This window comes from Nannocystis pusilla (genome assembly GCF_026626665.1).
Classification (GTDB): domain Bacteria; phylum Myxococcota_A; class Polyangia; order Nannocystales; family Nannocystaceae; genus Nannocystis; species Nannocystis pusilla.
The window spans coordinates 766,746-784,923 of the sequence record NZ_JAPNKE010000002.1 but is presented as its reverse complement, the minus strand read 5'-3'; the positions used below and the strand labels follow the sequence as shown (position 1 = coordinate 784,923).

The following is an 18,178-nucleotide window of genomic DNA, read 5'->3' as shown; positions in this document are numbered from 1 at the left end:
AGGACGGCCGGCCGCGAGCAGATCCTACGATGACCCTAAGGACATGTTCCATGGGTCACATCAAAACATCCGGTCCCGGAAGCCAGCCGACGAGCCTGCGCCCCACGGTATGACCTGTCCCATACGCCATGTCGTGGCGCATGTCCTCACGAACATGTCCGTGCGTACGCCCGGTCGCCGAAGTGGTGGCTCCACTCCGCCGGCGTCAGATCGCGGCCGGCGCGGGCGCAGGCCTCGGCGAGGCGGCCGTCGAGCGTCGCCGGGAACACGCGGGCCAGGCCTTCGGCGCCCGCGGTCACCACCAGCAGCCCGTCGGGCGAAAAAGCACCGGTCCACAGCGTCTGGTCGGGCTCGCCGGGGCCGGCCGCGGGCGTGTGGGGCAGCCGCAGCGACGTGAAGCCTGCGCCCTGGCGCGACCACAGGCGGGCGCTCCCGTCGGCCGAGGCCGTGAGGATCGCGGCGCCGTCGGGGCTGTACGCCGCGACCCATACCGCGTCCGTGTGCCCACGCAGCGACACCGGCTCGCCGCCGTCGAGCGGCCACTCGCACGCGGTCCCGTCGGTCGACGCGGTCAGCGCCGTCCGGCCGTCCGGGCGCAGCTGGATCTGCCCGATCGAGCCCGCGTGGCCGCGCAGCTCGATCGGCGCCGCCTCGGGGTGCGTCAGCGACCACACCCGCGCCACCGCGTCGTCGCCGGCGCTGGCCAGGCGGCCGCCGTCGCCGCTGATCGCCAGGGCGCGGACCGGTCCGGCGTGGCCCTGCAGGCTGGCCTTGCGGACAGACGAGCCCGGCAGCGGCGTCACCCGCACCGGCCCGTCGTCCCCGGCGCTGGCGATGGCTGTCCCATCGGACATGAACTGAAGGACACGCACTGCCCCCGCGTGGGCCGCCACCTCGTCGAGGCTGGGCGGGCCGATCGCGGGGAAGCGGACCAGGTGGACGCGGCCGTCCTCGCCCGCCACCGCCGCGACGTCGCCGGCGGGGCTCCAGCGGGCGTCGTAGAACGCCGCCCCGCGGGGCGCGGTGAAGCTGGCCTCAGGAACAGGCTCGGTCCCCGCCAGCGACCACAGGCGCAGCCGCCCGTCGCTGCCGACCGTCAGCAGGCGCGCGCCGTCGGGGCTCGGCGCCAGCGCGACCGAGCCGCCCTCGCGGTGGCCGCCGAGGCGCGCCGAGGCTCGCCCGTCGCGCGGCCACACCCGCGCCGACCCGTCGAGGCCCGCCGTCACCACCGTGCGCGCGTCGGCCAGGAACGCCGCCTGTTCGATCCCCGCCGCGTGCCCGCGGAGCAGCCATGGGTCGTCCGCGATCGGCCAGCGGCGCGCGCTGCCGTCGACCGACGCCGACAGCACGCGCGCGCCGTCGTGCGAGAAGCGGGCCGCCACCACGCTGCCCGCGTGGCCGCGCAGGCGCAGCGGCGGGCCGCGGACGTCGAGCTGCCACAACCACAGCTCACCGCCCGCGGGTGTCCCGAGGAGCAGGTTGCGATCCGGCCCGATCTGGACCCCGAGCAGCGCCTCCTCGTGGCCTTGCAGCTCGATCCGCTCGCTGCTGCCGTCGCGCTCCCACACCCGCGCGCTGCCGTCGCGCGAGACCGTCACGACCTGCTGCCCGCCGGCCAGGAACGCCGCCCCGTAGACCTCGTCGTTGTGCCCGGACAGCCGCTGCGCCGGCCCGCCGTCGACCTGCACGATCGCCGCCGTGTGGTCGGCGCGGGCGACCACGATCTCCGCGCCGTCGGCCCGCCACTCGGCCGCCAGCAGCCCCGTCGCCCCGCGGGCGGCCGGCGCCGGCAGCTTGAGCGCGCGCGCCGGACCTCCGGCCTCGGGCCACAGCTGCAGCGCCCCGTCGCCCGCGAGCGTCAGCAACGTGGCGCCGTCGGGGCTCCACAGCGCGCGGCGCAGCTCGACCGTCGGCTCGCCGATCGCCTGCGGCGGTTGCTGCGGGCGCAGCACGTGCACGCTCGCCCCGTCGCGCAGCACCAGCGCTCCGCGGGCGCTCCACGCCAGGTCGCGTGGGTCGGCCGGTGACATGTCCCAACAGACAGGCTCGTCCAATTTCCCCGCCGGCCCCAGCGCATGGACGCACGGCGCACCGCCGGCGCGCGCGACCGCCAGCGCCGCCCCGTCCGGCGCGAACGCCAGGCCGCGGACGCTACCTGTCCCGAGAGCCATGTCGACCGGGGCCCGCGGCGTCGCCGTCGACCACAACACGACCGCCCCCTCGCGCTCGCCGGTGGCCAGCCAGCGTCCGTCGGCGCTCTCGGCCAGCGCGTCGACCACCGCCGCGCCCGGCCGGGCGAACAGCTCGCTGCGCGGTCCGTCGAGCGCGTCGAGCAGCGCCTGCTCGACCTCGAGCGGCGGCGCCTCGCCGCCCTCGCGCGCCGTCGCCACCGCCGCCACCGCCAGCAGCAGCCGCACGGCCGGGTCGGCGTGCTGCCCGGCGGCCGCGGCCAGCCGGCGCGCCTCCTCGGCGGCCTGGGTGCGCTCGAGGTCGGCGGCGGTCGCCGCCGTGCGGGCCCGCTGCTCCTCGACGTCGCGGGCGTGGCGCTGCTCGAGCCGCTGCCAGGCCCACGCCCCGCCGCCGGCCAGCGCGGCCAGCAGCGCCAGCGCCAGCGCCAGCTGCCGGCGCACGCGGGTCGGGTCGCGGCCCAGCGCGGTCAGCAGCGCGTCCATGCTCGGCCAGCGCGCGGCCGGGTCGGCCTGCAGCCCGCGGTCGACCACCCGCTGCAGCCAGGCCGGCACCTCGCGCGGGCCGCGGGCGATCGCCCCCGCCACGATCGCCGCGTGCACGTCCTCGCGGCGCTCGCCGGCGAACGGCCGCGCCCCGTGCAGCGCCTCGTGCAGCGCCACGCAGAAGCAGAACACGTCGCTGCGCGCGTCGGCCTCCCCGCCCGCGTGCTGCTCCGGGGCCATGTACGCCGGCGTGCCGACCACCGCGCCGGGGGCCGTCAGCTCGGCCGCCTCGACGCGCAGACCTGCCCGTGGGGTCATGCCCATTCGGACCTGTTCTTTCGGACCTTCCCCTTCGGACCTGTTCTCTGCGCCATCCGGAGGCCGGGCCCGGGCCAGCCCGAAGTCGACCACGCGCGGGCGCCCGTCGTCGCCGACCAGCACGTTCTCGGGCTTGAAGTCGCGGTGGACCAGGCCGACCGCGTGAGCCGCCGCCAGGCCGCGCCCGGCCTGCACGTACATCGCCAGCGTCTCGCGCCAGCTCCGCGGCGCGCGCTGCTGCCAGGCCCGCAGCGTCTCGCCCTGCACGAACTCCATGGCGATGTACACGTGCCCGCGGGCCTCGCCGACCTCGTAGACCTGGACCACGTTGGGGTGCGACAGCCGGGCCAGCGCCTGCGCCTCGCGCTTGCTGCGGGCCGCGGCCGCCGGGTCGTGGTGACCGGGGTGGACCAGCTTGAGCGCGATCCGGCGGTCGAGCTGCTCGTCGTAGGCGGCGAACACCACGCCCATGCCGCCGGCGCCGACGCGGCGCAGCACCGCGAACCGCCCGACCCGCTCCGACTCGTTCGGCGGGCCGAACAACCTGGCCTTCAGGTCAGCCCGCGCCAGCGCGTGCGCCAGCCGCTCCGGGTCGATCCGGAGCGGCGTGTTGCGGACGCTCCGCGGGTCGTCGGACATCCTCCGCGAGGATAACCCGCGAGCGCGCCGCCCGGGACGCGCGTCCCCGCGCACGCGCCCGAACGCCCCGCGCACGCGGCGGACCGGCCGCCTCGGCGAGCCGGAGCGCGGGCGGCCGCCCTGCTCCAAGAACCAGGTCGCGGCAGCGTCGCGCCGCCGACCCGCTCGCGCCTTCGGGGCTCCGTCACGGCTCGAAGCCGATCCCCCGCTCGCGCCAGGCAGCGCCCTGGTGCGGTGTGCGACTCACGACCCCGACGTCGCGCCCGCCGGCGTGCGCGGCCACGACCGGGGCGCCCGCCGGACGGCACATGACTCGCACGACATGTCCTCCGGAACCTGCCGAACGCCGGCCCCCCGCGCGGTCCAATCTGCCCCTTCGGACATGTCGCGGCCTACTCCCGGCCGTGCTGCCGCCGCAGCTCGCGGGCCCACGCCTCGAGCTGCTCCGGCGTCACGTCGACGGTCGGGGCCGCGGGCGCGGCCGCCAGCAGGGCCGCCACGCGCTCGCGCAGGCGCTGGCGCCCGCGGGCGATCCGGCCGCGCACGGTGCCCTCCGGCACGCCGAGCAGCGCCGCCGCCTCGCTGCCCGACAGCCCCTCGAAGTACATCAGCTCGAGCACGATCTGGTCCTCGACCGCGATCTCCCGCAGCGCCTGGACCAGGCACCGCGCCTCTCGCCGGTGCGCCACGATCGAGCTCATCGACGCCCCCTCGCAGTCCTGCACGCACACCGCCGCGAAGTCGAGCGCCTCGCTCTTGCGCTTGTAGCGGCCGCGGATGTACTTGCGCAGCACGTTGCCGGCGATCGCGTAGAGGAACTGGCGCGCCCCCGCCTCGCCGCGCCAGCGGTCCTTGCTCGCGGTGCAGCCGAGGAACGTCTGGCCGACCAGCTCGGCGACGTCGTCCTCGCTGCACACCTTGTTGCGGAAGAAGCGGGTGATCGCGTCGAAGTGGCGGTCGACGAACGCCTCGCCGGCCGCGGCGTCGCCGGCCTGCCACGCGCCCAGGAGCTCGCCGTCGCCGCGCGCCGCCACGCCCGGCACTCTAGCGCACGGCCCGCCCGCGGTCGACCGCCGCGATCGATACCTGTGCGTACGGCCATGTCCCTCGAGACAGCTCTTCCTGCTACTCGCGCGCGACCCGGGGGAACGCGGCCGGGCTGCGGTAGCCGTCGCGGTCGTAGGCGCGCACCGCGAACAGCCAGTCGTCCTTGCTGAGCGGCAGCGTCGCCTCGGTGACCTGGCCGACGTCCTGCGCGTGCTCCCACGTCGCCGCCGAGGTCGCACGCCGCAGCACCTCGTAGCCGGCCACGTCGGGCTCCGGGCTGGCGGTCCAGCGCAGCGTCGTGTCGCCGGTCAGCGCGGTCGCCATGAGCTGCGGGTCACCGGGCGCGGACGGGGCGTTGGCCAGGTGGGCCAGCGCCGCCGCGTCGAGGCGGGCCACGTCGGCCAGGTAGGCCGCGTCGACGTGCTCCGGCAGGTCGCCGTAGCTGCGGCCGGCCTCCGCGCGCACGTCCTGGTGCTGGCGGTCGTAGTCCTCGGCGACCTCGGTGAAGCGCACTGCAGCGAAGCCCTGCTCGTTGAAGGCGGTGTGGTCGCCGCCGCGCAGGAATCGATCTGGCCGAAAGACCAGGCGCGGCCGCACCGGCAGCTCGTGCAGCGCCGCCACCTCGGCGACCACGCGGGCCAGCTGCCGCGACGGCGCGTCGGCGAACGCCCCCGTCTGGCGGGCCAGCTGCCACGCCGCCGGATCGGCGGTCGCCGGCACCCCCTCCGAGAACAGACGGATCTCGCCACGATGACTGCCGCCGCGCGGGTCGCTCGGGTCGCCGACGATGTCGTTGCTGAGCACCCCGGCGATCTCGAGCCCCGCCGCCTTCGCCGCCTCCGCGTGGCGGCGCGCGCCCACGAGGCCCTGCTCCTCGCCGGCGGTGGCCATGAACACCAGCGTCGCGTCGAAGCTGCGGGTCGCCATCACCCGCGCCAGCTCGAGCACCAGCGCCGTACCCGAGCCGTCGTCGTCGGCCCCGGGCGCGTCGATCGTCGCGTCCATCACGTCGCTCGCCCGCGAGTCGTAGTGCCCGAGCACGTAGTAGCGCCGCCGCCTCGCCTCCGGCATCGATCCCGGCAGCACCGCGATCACGTTGACGACCTCGACCGCGCGATCGATGCGCTTGCCGTCGGGCGCGACGCCGTGGACCTCGAGCTCCGCCGTCATCGCCAGCTCGCCGGTGCGGCCGCTGCTCGCCGCGGCCCGCTGCAGCTCGGCCAGCAGCCACCGCCGCGCCGCCCCGATCCCGCGCGTCTCCGAGGTCGTGTCCGACAGCGTGTGGCGCGTGCCGAACCCCGCCAGGCGATCGACGTCCGCCCGCAGGCGCGCCGGATCGATGTCCGCCAGCATCGCGGTCACCACCGCCGGCGCCGGGCCGGGCAACACCGCGGTCACGGGCGCCGGCGCGGGCGAGGCCGGCCGCTCGCTCGCCGGCGTCGTGCTGCGCACCTCCTCGCGGTCATCCCCTCCAACGGGCCGCGGGCTCGAGCTCGCGGGAGCCGCGGCCGTCCCGGCGGCGCCTGCGGGCGGACCGCCGCAGGCCAGCAGCAGCGCCGCCGACACGAAAACGCAGGGTCGCAGCGACACCGCCTCATGGTAGCGGAGACCGGCGCTCGCGTCGCCGCGGCTCGCGGTCCTCCGGCGATCGGGCGGCGCGCGCCGGCGCGGGGGCGGTCCGCCACGACCTGTCCTTTGGGACTGGTGACGCACGCCGCGATCGCGGCGCGCGGTCCGTTCGCCCCGCCGCTGCCGACGCCGGCCGGCGGTCGCGGCGCTGCCGACCGCCGCCCGCTCGCGCCCGGGTGCGACGCTTGAAAAGGGTCCGATCGGTTCTATTCCGACTCCGAAAGGAAGGATGGCCAGCGAGCGTCGCTACATCGGAGAGCTCCTCGCCGCGTCCGGCGCCTTCGTCGGCGACCACGACGACCTCGTCGAGTGCCTCGAGCAGAGCGCCGTGGGGATCTGCGTCGTCGACCGCACCGGCGCGATCGTGTGGGTCAACGCCGCCCTGTGCGCCGCGCTCGGCCGCGACCCCGACGACTGCGTCGGCCGCCACGCCGCCGAGCTGCACGTCGACCCCGAGGTCTTCACCGACATCTGGGCGCGGCTCGGCGCCGGCGAGCGGGTGCGCGGGCGGCCGGCCCGCCTGCGTGGGACCTCCGGCACCTGCGACGTCGTTCTCTCCGCCAGCGCCGGCCGCGACCCTCGCGGCGCCCTCGTCGGCGCCCGCTTCTGCATGCGCGCCCCGGTCGGTCCGGCCGATCCCGCGGCCGCGGCCATGGTCGCCGGCGCACCGCTGGGCATCGTCCGCGCCCAGCTCGACGGCACCGTGCTGGCCGTCAATCGAGCGCTGTGCGACCTGCTCGCGCGGCCGCCCGCGGAGCTCGTCGGCCACGACCTGTTCGCGCTCACCCACCCCGAAGACCGCCAGTTCGACCAGGAAAAATTCGCCCAGCTGTGCGCCGAGCAGACCCGCAGCTACGCCGTGGCCAAGCGGCTCATCCGCGGCGACGGCTCTGCCGTGTGGACGCGGGTCCACGCCGGCGTCGTGCGCGGCCCCGGCGGCGAGCCGCGGTTCTGGTTCGGCCTCGTCGAGGACATCGACGCCGCCCGCCTCGCCGAGGACGAACGCCGCCGGCGCGAGCGGCAGTACGAGCTGCTCAGCCGCCTGTCGCCGGTCGGCATCTTCCTCGGCGAGGCCGACAACGAGTGCGTGTTCGTCAACGAGGAGTGGGTGCGGATCACCGGCCGCACCTTGCCCGAGGTGCGCGGCGGCGGCTGGCGGCGCGCCCTTCACCCCGACGACGCCGAGCGGGTCATCGCCGGCTGTCGCCGCGCCTTCGTCGAGGCCGAGCCGTTCAGCGGCGAGTGGCGCATGCTCCGGCCCGACGGCGCCACCGTGTGGGTGCTCGGGCAGTTCGCCGGCGTGCTCGACGGCGCCGGCCGCAAGCTCTACGTCGGCACCATCACCGACATCACCGCCCGCGTGCGCGCCGAGCTCGATCGGGCCCGCCTCGCGGTCATCGTCGAGAACGCCGCCGACGCGCTGTTCCTGCTCAACCCCGACGGCACCGTGGCGATCTGGAACCCCGGCGCCGAGAAGCTGCTCGGCCACGCCGGCGCCGAGATCCGCGGCCGCTTCCTCGGCGACCTCGTGCCCGGCCACGGCCGCGAGATCGAGGCCGCCCTGCGGCGCGTGCTCGCCGGCGACGTCGTGCGCGAGCTCGAGGCCCAGGTGCGGCGCGACGACGGCGCCCTGTTCGCCGTCACCGTCTCGGCCTGTCCCGTCCACGATCCGACCGGCGAGGTCTCGGCGATCTCCGTCATCCTCCACGACGTCACCGAGCTGAAGGACGTCGAGCAGGCGCTGCGGACCAGCGAGAGCCGGTTCCGCGGCCTGGTCGAGGCCACCGCGCAGATCGTGTGGTCGACCGATCCGAGCGGCGCCGCCGTCGAGGACTCGCCGTCGTGGCGCGCCTTCACCGGCCTCACCCTCGAGGAGACGCTCGGCGCCGGCTGGCTCGACGCGGTCGCCCCCGAGGACCGCGCCCGCGTGCGCGAGACCTGGAAGCAGATCTGCAGCAGCCGCCGGCCCGGCAGCATGGAGTACCGCCTGCGCCGCGCCGACGGCACCTACGCCGCCACCGAGGTGCGAGCCGTGCCGATGCTGGGCCAGGACGGCGAGGTCCGCGAGTGGGTCGGCGTGTGCGTCGACGTCAGCGAGAAGCGGCGCGTCGAGGAGCAGCGCGAGGCGCTGGTCGCCGACCTGCGGCGGGCCATGCACTACCAGGAGATGTTTATGGCCGTGCTCGGCCACGACCTGCGCAGCCCGCTGTCGGCGATCCTCATGGCCACCAGCCTCGGCCTGCGGCGCAGCGGCGACGAGCGCACGCGCCGGGTCCTGCACCAGATCGCCAGCAGCGGCCACCGCATGCTGCGGATGATCGAGCAGCTGCTCGACGTCACGCGGATCCGGGCCGCCGGCGGCCTCGAGATCCGGCCGACCCGCGCCGACCTGGCCGCGATCTGCCGCACCATCATCGACGAGCACCAGCAGGCCAACCCGGCCGCGCGGGTCGTCCTCGACGTGCGCGGCGAGACCCGCGGCACCTGGGACGTCGACCGCCTGTCGCAGATGGCCTCGAACCTGATCGGCAACGCGATCCAGCACGCCGAGGGCGCGCCGGTGGCGACCGCCCAGGTCGACGGGCGCGAGCCCGGCGTCGTCCGCTTCGTCGTGCACAACCGCGGCGTGATCGCGCCCGAGATGCTGGGCGCGATCTTCGACCCGTTCCAGCGCGCCGCCAAGGGCGGGGCCAAGACGGCCGGCCTCGGCCTCGGCCTCTACATCACCGAGCAGATCGCGCTCGCCCACGGCGGCTCCGTCGCGGTCGAGTCGACGCGCACCGGCGGCACCTACTTCCGCGTCGAGCTGCCGCGGCACCCCCGGCCCGCGACGCTGTCGCCGCCGGGCGCCCGCGACCAGGACGGCGTGCCGCTGCTGCGAGGGGACGTGGTCGGATGAGCGGCGGCGCCTCTCCCGTTGCACGCACGCCGGGCGACGGCGGGCCGCCGCTGCAGATGATCGTCGGCCTCGCCCGAGCGATCGCCCAGGTGCGCACCGACCCCGCCGCGATCGTCGAGGTCACCACCCGCACCCTCGTCAAGGACTTCGTCGACGGCAGCGCCGCCCACCTGCTGGCCGGCTTCGACGTCCGCGCCTACGCCCACCGCGACCTCGGCGCGGAGGAGTTCCTGCGCGAGAGCTTCGCGCACGTGCCCGTCGATCTGTTGCCGGCCGGGCGGGTGATCGCCAGCGGCCGCGCGGTGTTCCACGCCCACCTGCCGACCGACTTCGCCGACCAGCTGCCGCCCGAGCTGCGCGCGTACGTGCGGCGGTTCGCCATCACCAGCGTCATCATCGTCCCGATCCGGGCCGAGGACGCCGTCGTCGGCGCGCTGGCGATGTGGCGCGACGAGCAGCGGCGGCCGTTCTGCGACGACGACCTCAACACCGCCTACGTGTGCGCCGAGCACGTCGGCCTCGCGCTCGAGCACGCGATCGCCTTCCGCGCCGTGAAGGACCGCGAGAGCCGCTTCGAGCTGGCCGCGCGGGCCACCCAGGAGGTGCTGTGGGACTGGCACGTCGCCACCGGCCGGGTGTTCTGGGGCGACGCCCTGTACGACACGCTCGCCTGGTCGCGCGACCAGGTGCGGTCCACCTTCACCTGGTGGACCGACAACATCCACGACGTCGACCGCGAGCGCGTCATCGCCGACGTCGAGCGGATGATCCGCGACAACCCGGACCGCGTGCGCTGGCAGCTCGAGTACCGGTTCCGCCGCGGCGACGGCCGCTTCGCCAACATCGTCGATCGCGGCTTCGTCCAGCGCGACGAGCGGGGCCGGCTGTTGCGGCTGGTCGGGTCGATGCAGGACATCAGCGATCGCGTCGAGGTGACCGAGCGGCTGGCGCGGCGCGAGGAGAGCTACCGCGCCTTCGTCGCCGGCAGCGGCGAGGCCATCTGGTGCCTCGAGGGCGACGAGCCGGTGCCGACCGACCTCCCGCCCGACCAGCAGATCGACCTGTGGTACGAGCGCAGCCGGATCTGCGAGTGCAACGACGCCATGGCGCGCATGTTCGGCTACGAGCGGGCCGACGAGCTGCGCGGCGCGCCGATGGACCTGCTGTTCCCGCGCGACGACCCGCGGCTGCGCGAGTTCTACCGCGCCTTCATCGCCGAGGGTTATCGCCTCCTCGACGTCGAGACCGCCGAGACCGACCGCGCCGGCGGCCAGCGCCGCTTCCTCCGCTCGCTGATCGGCACCGTCGAGCACGGCAAGCTGCGCCGCGCCTGGGGCACCCAGCGCGAGGTCACCGACCTGGCGCGCCAGGCCGCCGCGCTGGCCCGCTATCAATTGATGTCGCAGCACGGGCGCGACATCTTCCTGTTCGTCCGCTGCGACGACGGCCGCATCATCGAGGCCAACGACGCCGCCGTCGCCGCCTACGGCTACGCGCGCGACGAGCTGCTGCGCCTGCGGCTGGCCGACCTGCGGTCGGGCGGCGCCCCCGGCGAGCCGGACGCCGTGACCGGCTGCGAGGACGCCGAGGGCGACCTGTTCGAGACGACCCACCGGCGCAAGGACGGCAGCACCTTCCCGGTCGAGGTCAGCTCGCGCGGCGCCGACGTCCACGGCGAGCGGATCGTGCTCAGCGTCATCCGCGACATCACCGAGCGCCGGCGGACCGAGGCGGCCGCGCACCACGCCAGCGCCATCTTGCGGGCCGTGTGCGACAACACCCCGGACCTCGTCTTCGCCAAGGACAACCAGGGGCGCATGGTGTTCGTCAACCCGGCCGCCATCGACGCCATCGGCAAGCCGGCCGAGGCGGTGCTGGGCCGGCGCGACGCCGAGTTCATGGACTCCGGGTACGGCCGCGACATCAGCGACAACGACCAGCGCGTGCTGGCCAGCGGGCGCGCCGACTTCTTCGAGGAGCAGGGCCCCGGCGGACGGACCTTCCTGACCTCGAAGTCGCCGTATCGCGACGCCACCGGCGCGGTCGTCGGCCTCATCGGCATCTCGATGGACATCACCGACCGCAAGCAGGCCGAGGTGCGGCTGCGCAAGACCCAGGAGGCGCTGTCGCTGGTCATGCGCGCCGGCCACATGGGCACCTGGATGCTCGACCCCGACACCGACGCGACCTGGCTGTCGCGCGAGCTCGAGGACATCCTCGGCCACACCGCCGGGGCCGCGGGCGAGGGCAACCTCTACGCCGCCGTCCACCCTGAAGACCGCGGCCACCTGCGCGCCGAGATACGCGCCGCCGTGGCGGCCCGGCGCGACTACATGATCGAGTTCCGCTTCGTCCGCGCCGACACCGGCGCGGTCGGCTGGATGGAGGGCCGCGGTCGCGCCGCATATGACGAGTCTGGCCGTACGACCATGATTTATGGGATAGGTATCGACATCACCCAGCGCAAGCAGGCCGAGCTCGACCTGCGGGAGAGCGAGCAGCTGTTCGCGCGGGCCTTCGGCAAGAACCCCAACCCGATGACGGTCAACGAGCTCCCCGGCGGCGAGTACCTCGAGGTCAACGAGGCCGCGATCAGGACCAGCGGGTTCTCGCGCGACGAGATGCTCGGCAAGAGCCCGCTGCAGCTCGGCGTGCTCGTCGACGCCGAGGACATCGAGCGCTTCGACCGCCTGCTGTCGCGCCGCGCCGCGGTCCGCGACCTCGAGCTGCGCCTGCGCAGCAAGACCGGGCGGATCCACAGCGTCCTGATGTCGGCCGAGCTGATCGAGTACCGCAAGCGGCCGTGCATCCTGACCGTGGCCGTCGACGTCAGCGCCCGCAAGCGGGCCGAGTGGGCCCTGCTCGAGAGCGAGGAGCGCTTCCGCCAGATCGCCGCCACCATCGACGAGGCGTTCTGGTTGATGGAGTTCTCGCCGCACTGGCACTTCGTCTACGTCAGCCCCGGCTGGGAGCACGCCTGGCGCCGCGCGCCCGAGGAGCTGTACGGCGACCCCACCCTGTGGACCCGCGCGATCCACCCCGACGACCGCGTCGCCGCCGAGAACTCGCAGCGCGACCTCGTCACCGGCGCCGTCGACTCGCGCGACCTCGAGTACCGGGTCGTCCGGCCCGACGGCGCGGTGCAGTGGATCCGCGACCGCGGCACCCTGATCCGCGACGCCGTCGGGCGCCCGTGGCGGGCCGCCGGCATCGCCGAGGACATCACCGAGCGCAAGCTGGCCGAGCGCGAGCGCGAGCGGCTGGTCGCCGACCTGCAGGTCGCGATCGCCGTGCGCGACGACTTCCTCTCGGTCGCCTCGCACGAGCTGCGGACCCCGCTGACCGCGCTCGGCTTCCACCTCGAGCACCTGGTGCGGCTCGTCGACCGCGGCGAGCACGACTCGGGCGTGCTGGCGCGCAAGGTCGACGGCGCGATCCGGCAGATCGAGCGCGTCACCGCGTTGGTCGACAGCCTGATCCACGTCAGCCGCATGAGCCTCGGCCGGCTCTCGCTCGAGCTGACGGAGTTCGACCTCGTGGTCCTCGTGCGCGACCTGGTCGCGCGGGCCGAGCCGGACGCCCAGCGGGCCCGCTGCGAGATCCGCGTCGACGCCCCGGCCGAGCTGTTCGGCGCCTGGGACCGCAAGCAGCTCGACCAGGCGCTGCACAACCTCCTGGCCAACGCCCTCAAGTACGGCGCCGGCCGCCCGGTCGACGTGCGCGTGTTCGAGTGCGGGCCCGACGTCGCCATCGAGGTGCAGGACCGCGGGATCGGCATCGCCGAGGAGGACCGGCCGCGGATCTTCGACCGCTTCGAGCGCGCGGTCTCGTCGGCGCACTACGGCGGCTTCGGCCTCGGCCTCTACATCGCCCGGCGGATCGTCGAGGCGCACGGCGGCGTCCTCGACGTCACCAGCACCCCGGGCCAGGGCTCGACCTTTCGCCTGCAGCTCCCGCGTCAGGCGGCGCAACCATGAACGTGGAGAACGAGGGACCGATGAACCGCGCACCGATCATCCTGATCGTCGAAGACGACCGCGACATCCGCGACGTGCTCGCCGAGATCCTCGCCGAGGAGGGCTACCAGGTGCTCGTCGCCGAGGACGGCGCCGACGGCCTGCGGCGGCTGGCCGAGGGGCCGCAGCCCGACCTCATCCTCCTCGACCTCATGATGCCGCGCATGGACGGCTATCAGTTCCGCGAGGAGCAGCGAAAGAACCCCGACTGGAGCGCCATCCCGCTGGTGCTGCTGACCGCGGGCGTCGAGACCTCCGACAAGATCACCGCTCTGGGCGCGCTCGACGTCGTGCGCAAGCCGGTCAAGATCGACTTCCTCCTCGAGCTCATCGGCGGCGTCGTCCGCCGCGCCGCCTGAGCGCGGCCGTCACGCGCGCGGCGGGATCGGCTTGCGGTCGGTCGCCAGCAGGCCCGCGCTGACCGCCAGGATCGCCGCCCCGCACCAGCCGACCAGGTCGACCTGCTCCTGGAACAACCAGATCCCCGCCAGCATCGCCAGCAGCACCTGCACGTAGCCCAGCGCCGTCGCCCGGCCGGCGCGCACCATGTGGAGCCCGCGGGTCATGCTCTGCTGATGAAGAAACGTGCAGACCCCGATCGCCAAAAGGATGGTCCACTCGCGCGCATCGGGCGTCACCCACGTCGTCGCCGCCCACGGGGCCGACAGCAGCGACGCCACCAGCGCGTTGTAGAAGACCACCCGCACCGGGTGCTCCGTCGATCGCAGCTCGCGGATCATCACGTACACGCCGGCCGAGATCAGGGCCCCGAGCACCGCGATCGTCAGGGCGAACGGGTCGGCGGGGACCGCCTCGGCGCCGAACAGCGCCTGCGGCTGCGTCACCAGCACCACGCCGACGAAGCACCCGACGATGAAGACCGTCTCGCGGCGGTCGAGCGCCTCGCCCAGCCACACCGTGGCCAGCAGCAGCGTGAACACCGGGTGGATGTAATGAATGACGATCGCGTCGGCGATCGGCAGGTGCATCAGCGCGTAGAAATAACAGGTCAGGGCGACGAAGCCGAACAGCCCCCGCAGCGCCAGCATCGTGCGCCGCTGGCCCCATACGGGGATGTCACCACGCGCGAGCGTCCCCCGGGCGAAAGCGACCGTCACCAGGCTGCGGACGAGAATCACCTCCGGGAGCGGAACGCGCGCCCCGACCAGCTTCGCCAGCACGCTGAGTCCGCTGAAGAGAATCGCGGCAGTGACGAGGTGGATCACGCCTCGCTGCGTGGCCGCCGCCTCCGCGTCTTGCGGGTTCTCGACGACACCCACGGGACAGTGACTGTACCATGGGCGCACGACGTTCGCATGAGCTTCGCAGTCCACCGCGTGCCCGCGGTCGCCGCGATCGGCGGTGACGACGAGCCCACTCGGGAGCGCGCGGCTTGAGTCGCTCCGGCCTCGCCATCGACCCTGCGAATCGACACCTCATCGAGCTGCTGTCGAGCATCTCGTCGGGCATCGCGTCGGTGAACGACCTCGACGGCTTCGCGCAGGAGATCGAGCGCGCGCTCGACGAGCTGTGCGACGCCGAGTACATCGCGCTGTACCTGTGGGACTTCGACGCCGGGCGCCTGCGGACCTTCGCGGGCCGCGGCTTCTCGCCGGCCGAGCGCGCCGAGGCCGAGCGGACCGCGTGGGAGCGGCACCCGGGCAGCGTGTTCCGCGAGCCGCGGCTGCTGCACGTCCCCGACGTCCTGAACGACCAGAGCCAGCAGACCCAGAACAGCGCGCGCAGCTTCGTCGTGCGCGCGCGCCTGTTCATGCCGATCCTGTGCCGCGACGAGGTGCTCGGCGTGATCGGCCTCGCCTCCGGCACGCCCCACCGCTTCACCGACGGCGACATCGCCGTGCTCGGCTTCATCAGCAAGCTCACCGGCGTGGTCTACCGCCAGCTGCTCGACCGCATCGAGCGCCAGCGGGCCGAGACCTCGCTCGCGACCACCGCCCGGCGCCTCCAGCTCGTCGTCGACGCCCTGCCGATCGCCCTGCTCAGCCTCGACCCCGCGACGCGACGGATCTCCCTCGCCGAGGGCGCCGGCCTGCGCCAGCTCGGCCTCGATCCCGCCGCCTGCCTCGGCGCCTGCGCCGACCAGGCCCTCGCCGGCTTCCCCGCCCTCCGCGACGCCGTCCAGCGGGCCGCCGCCGGCGACGTCGTGGCCGAGCAGCTCGCCATGGGCGAGCGCGTCATCTCGTTCCAGGCCGCCGCCCACCGCGGCGGCGAGCTGACCGCCCTGCTGTTCGACATCACCGACCTGCGGCGCGCCCTCGACGAGCTCACCCTCGCCAACAGCGACCTCGCCCAGGCGCGCGACCAGGCGCTCGAGGCCACGGCGGCCAAGAGCTCGTTCCTCGCGGCGATGAGCCACGAGCTGCGCACCCCGCTCAACGCGATCATCGGCTACACCGAGCTGCTGCTCGAGGAGCACGCCCCCGCGGCCTCGCCCGGCTTCGTCGCCGACATCGAGCGGATCGCCGCGTCGGCGCGCCACCTGCTCGGCCTCATCAACGACGTCCTCGACCTGTCGCAGATCGAGGCCGGCAAGTTCACCCTGCACCCGGAGGACATCGACCTCGGCGCCCTGCTCGCCAGCATCGACGCCGCCTGTCGCCCGGGCCAGCAGCGCCGCGGCAACCGCTTCGTCCTCGACGTCCCCGACCCCCTGCCGGCCCTGCGCGCCGACGCCACGGCCGTGCGCGCGATCCTCATCAACCTCCTCGGCAACGCCCACAAGTTCACGCAGCACGGCGCCGTGACCCTGCGGATCCGCGAGCGCGTGGAGGCCGGCGCCCGCCGATTGGTGTTCGTCGTCGAGGACACCGGCATCGGCATGAGCGAGCCCCAGCTGCGCCGGATCTTCGACAACTTCACCCAGGCCGACGCCTCGATCTCCCGCCGCTTCGGCGGCACCGGCCTCGGCCTCGCCATCACCCTCAACTTCGTCCAGCTGATGGGCGGCGACATCTCCGTCACCAGCAAGCCCGGCGTCGGCTCGACCTTCACGTTCTGGCTGCCGGCCGATTGAGTCGTCTCGGAAAGAGACATGCCCCATCGGGCATGTCTCTTCGCGCATGCCCGAAAGGTCATGCTCGAAGGCGCCCTCGCGCCGGCGCTCACCCGAGCGCGCGCTCGAGGTTGAAGGCCGCGCTGATCAGCGACAGGTGCGTGAACGCCTGCGGGAAGTTGCCGAGCGCCTCGCCGTGCTCGCCGGTCTCCTCCGAGTAGAGGCCGAGGTGGTTGCCGTAGCCGATCATGCGTTCGAACAGCAGGCGGGACTCCTCGAGCAGCGCCGGGTCGACGCGGCCGGCCCGGGTCAGCGCCTCGACCAGCCAGAACGAGCACATGTTGAACGTGCCCTCGCGGCCCGGCAGGCCGTCGGGCAGCTCCTCCGGGTGGTAGCGGTAGACCATGCCGTCGGACACCAGGCCGCCCTGGTTCGGCGGGCGGCGGATCGCCTTCAGCGTCTTCAGCATGCGCGGGTCGTCGGGCCCGAGGAAGAACACCAGCGGCATCAGCAGCGCCGACGCGTCGAGCGAGCGCTCGTCGAACGCGGCCACGAACGACTGCTCCTCGTCGCTCCAGCCGCGGCGGAAGATGGCCTCGTAGATGTCGTCGCGGGCGCGGTACCACTGCTCGCGCGGGGCCGGGAACGAGCGCTTCTCGGCCAGGCGCAGCGCCCGGTCGAGCGCCACCCAGCACATCACCTTCGAGTTGACGTTGTGGCGCATGCCGGTGCGCGGCTCCCAGATCCCGTGGTCCGGCAGGTGCCAGCTCTCGCTGACGTAGTCGACGATCCGGCGCAGGTGCATCCACGCGTCGTAGGAGACCGGGCGGCTGTGCTTGTTCGACAGGTACACCGCGTCGAGCAGCTCGCCGTAGATGTCGAGCTGGAACTGGCTGTGCGCGGCGTTGCCGACCCGCACCGGCTTCGCGCCCTTGTAGCCGGCCAGGTGCGGCAGCTCGAACTCCTCGATGCAGGTCGCGCCCTCGACCGTGTAGAGCAGCCGCAGCGGCGCGCCGTCCTCGCCCGGCGGCTCGTGGTAGCGGCGGTCGAGCCAGCCCATGAACGCGTCGGCCTCCTGGGTGAAGCCGATGCGCAAGAACCCGTACAGCGTGAACGCGGCGTCGCGCATCCACGTGTAGCGGTAGTCCCAGTTGCGCACCCCACCTGGCTCTTCGGGCAGCCCGAGCGTCGGCGCCGCGACGATCGCCCCGGTCGGCTCGTAGGTCAGCAGCTTCAGCGTCAGCGCCGAGCGGTGGACCGTCTCGCGCCAGCGACCGCGGTACGAGCAGCGCGACAGCCAGCGCCGCCAGTACGCCACCGTCCAGCGGAACAGGGTCTCCGCCTCGTCGGGGTCGGGGCCGCGCGGGCAGTCGTCCTCGGCCCCGCCGCGGAACACGAACACCGCGTGCTCGCCCTGGCGCAGGCGGAAGCGGGCGTGCACCCCGCCGCGCTCGGCGACCGTCAGCGGCACGCTGGCCGACAGCGACATCGTCAGCCCGGGCGCGCGGAACACCGCCCCGTGCCGGACGAGCTCGACCTCGTGGGGCGCGCGCGCGTAGTCGAAGGCCGGGCGGCAGTCGGCGTGCAGCCACACCTCGCCGCGGACCGCCCGCACGCGGCGCACGATCTGGTGGTGCCAGCCGTGGTCGAGGTTGTCGCCGACCGGCATGAAGTCCTCGATCTCCACCACCCCGCTCTCGCAGAAGAACCGCGTGACCAGGATGTTGGTGTCGGGCCAGTAGAACTGCTTGCTCGGCGCGGCCTGGCCTTCGGCGCAGATCCGGAACTCGCCGCCCTTCTCGTCGTCGAGCAGCGACGCGAACACGCTCGGCGAGTCGAAGCGCGGGTGGCAGAACCAGTCGATCGCGCCATCGGTGCCGACCAGCGCGATCGTCCGCATGTTGCCGATGATCCCGTGGTCGTGGATCGGCAGGTATCCCATCGC

9 protein-coding genes are annotated in these 18,178 nt (G+C 74.1%); 4 read left to right on the top strand and 5 right to left on the bottom strand.

From position 1 onward, the window contains the following. Window positions 1-146: 146 nt before the first annotated feature. The 3 genes from OV079_RS03635 to OV079_RS03625 form a co-directional block, all read right to left on the bottom strand. Window positions 147-3,629: a WD40 repeat domain-containing serine/threonine-protein kinase gene (locus tag OV079_RS03635; protein ID WP_267766242.1), complete on the bottom strand. Its 3,483-nt coding sequence runs from the start codon at window positions 3,627-3,629 to the stop codon at window positions 147-149. Window positions 3,630-4,021: 392 nt separating this feature from the next. After that, window positions 4,022-4,663 (bottom strand): RNA polymerase sigma factor, encoded by a 642-nt coding sequence (locus OV079_RS03630; protein WP_267766241.1) that lies wholly within the window; start codon window positions 4,661-4,663, stop codon window positions 4,022-4,024. Between the two features lie 91 nt (window positions 4,664-4,754). Continuing rightward, window positions 4,755-6,128, bottom strand: a complete 1,374-nt coding sequence (locus OV079_RS03625) for a M20/M25/M40 family metallo-hydrolase (RefSeq protein ID WP_267766240.1) — start codon at window positions 6,126-6,128, stop codon at window positions 4,755-4,757. A 406-nt stretch (window positions 6,129-6,534) separates the two neighbouring features. Here OV079_RS03625 and OV079_RS03620 point away from each other — a divergent pair, with 406 nt between their 5' ends. The 3 genes from OV079_RS03620 to OV079_RS03610 are packed head-to-tail and all read left to right on the top strand — an operon-like array spanning window position 6,535 to window position 13,579. Then, window positions 6,535-9,204 carry a PAS domain-containing sensor histidine kinase gene (locus OV079_RS03620; protein ID WP_267766239.1) on the top strand — a complete coding sequence of 890 codons (2,670 nt, stop codon included), beginning with the start codon at window positions 6,535-6,537 and terminating at the stop codon, window positions 9,202-9,204. Continuing rightward, a complete protein-coding gene (locus OV079_RS03615) occupies window positions 9,201-13,181 on the top strand; it encodes a PAS domain S-box protein (protein WP_267766238.1) in 3,981 nt (1,326 codons plus the stop codon). The genes OV079_RS03620 and OV079_RS03615 overlap by 4 nt, the downstream gene beginning before the upstream one ends. Window positions 13,182-13,201: 20 nt before the next feature. Next, window positions 13,202-13,579: a response regulator transcription factor gene (locus OV079_RS03610; RefSeq protein ID WP_267766237.1), complete on the top strand. Its 378-nt coding sequence runs from the start codon at window positions 13,202-13,204 to the stop codon at window positions 13,577-13,579. A 9-nt stretch (window positions 13,580-13,588) separates the two neighbouring features. Here the strand turns inward: OV079_RS03610 and OV079_RS55535 are convergent, their stop codons facing one another. Then, window positions 13,589-14,500 (bottom strand): DMT family transporter, encoded by a 912-nt coding sequence (locus OV079_RS55535; RefSeq protein WP_267766235.1) that lies wholly within the window; start codon window positions 14,498-14,500, stop codon window positions 13,589-13,591. A gap of 113 nt (window positions 14,501-14,613) precedes the next feature. On the opposite strand from OV079_RS55535, the gene OV079_RS03600 reads away from it, so the two are divergent. After that, window positions 14,614-16,254 (top strand): GAF domain-containing sensor histidine kinase, encoded by a 1,641-nt coding sequence (locus OV079_RS03600; protein WP_267766233.1) that lies wholly within the window; start codon window positions 14,614-14,616, stop codon window positions 16,252-16,254. Window positions 16,255-16,342: 88 nt separating this feature from the next. Here OV079_RS03600 and OV079_RS03595 read toward each other — a convergent pair whose 3' ends face one another. Further along, a complete protein-coding gene (locus tag OV079_RS03595) occupies window positions 16,343-18,175 on the bottom strand; it encodes a glycoside hydrolase family 15 protein (RefSeq protein ID WP_267766232.1) in 1,833 nt (610 codons plus the stop codon). Window positions 18,176-18,178: the final 3 nt, after the last annotated feature.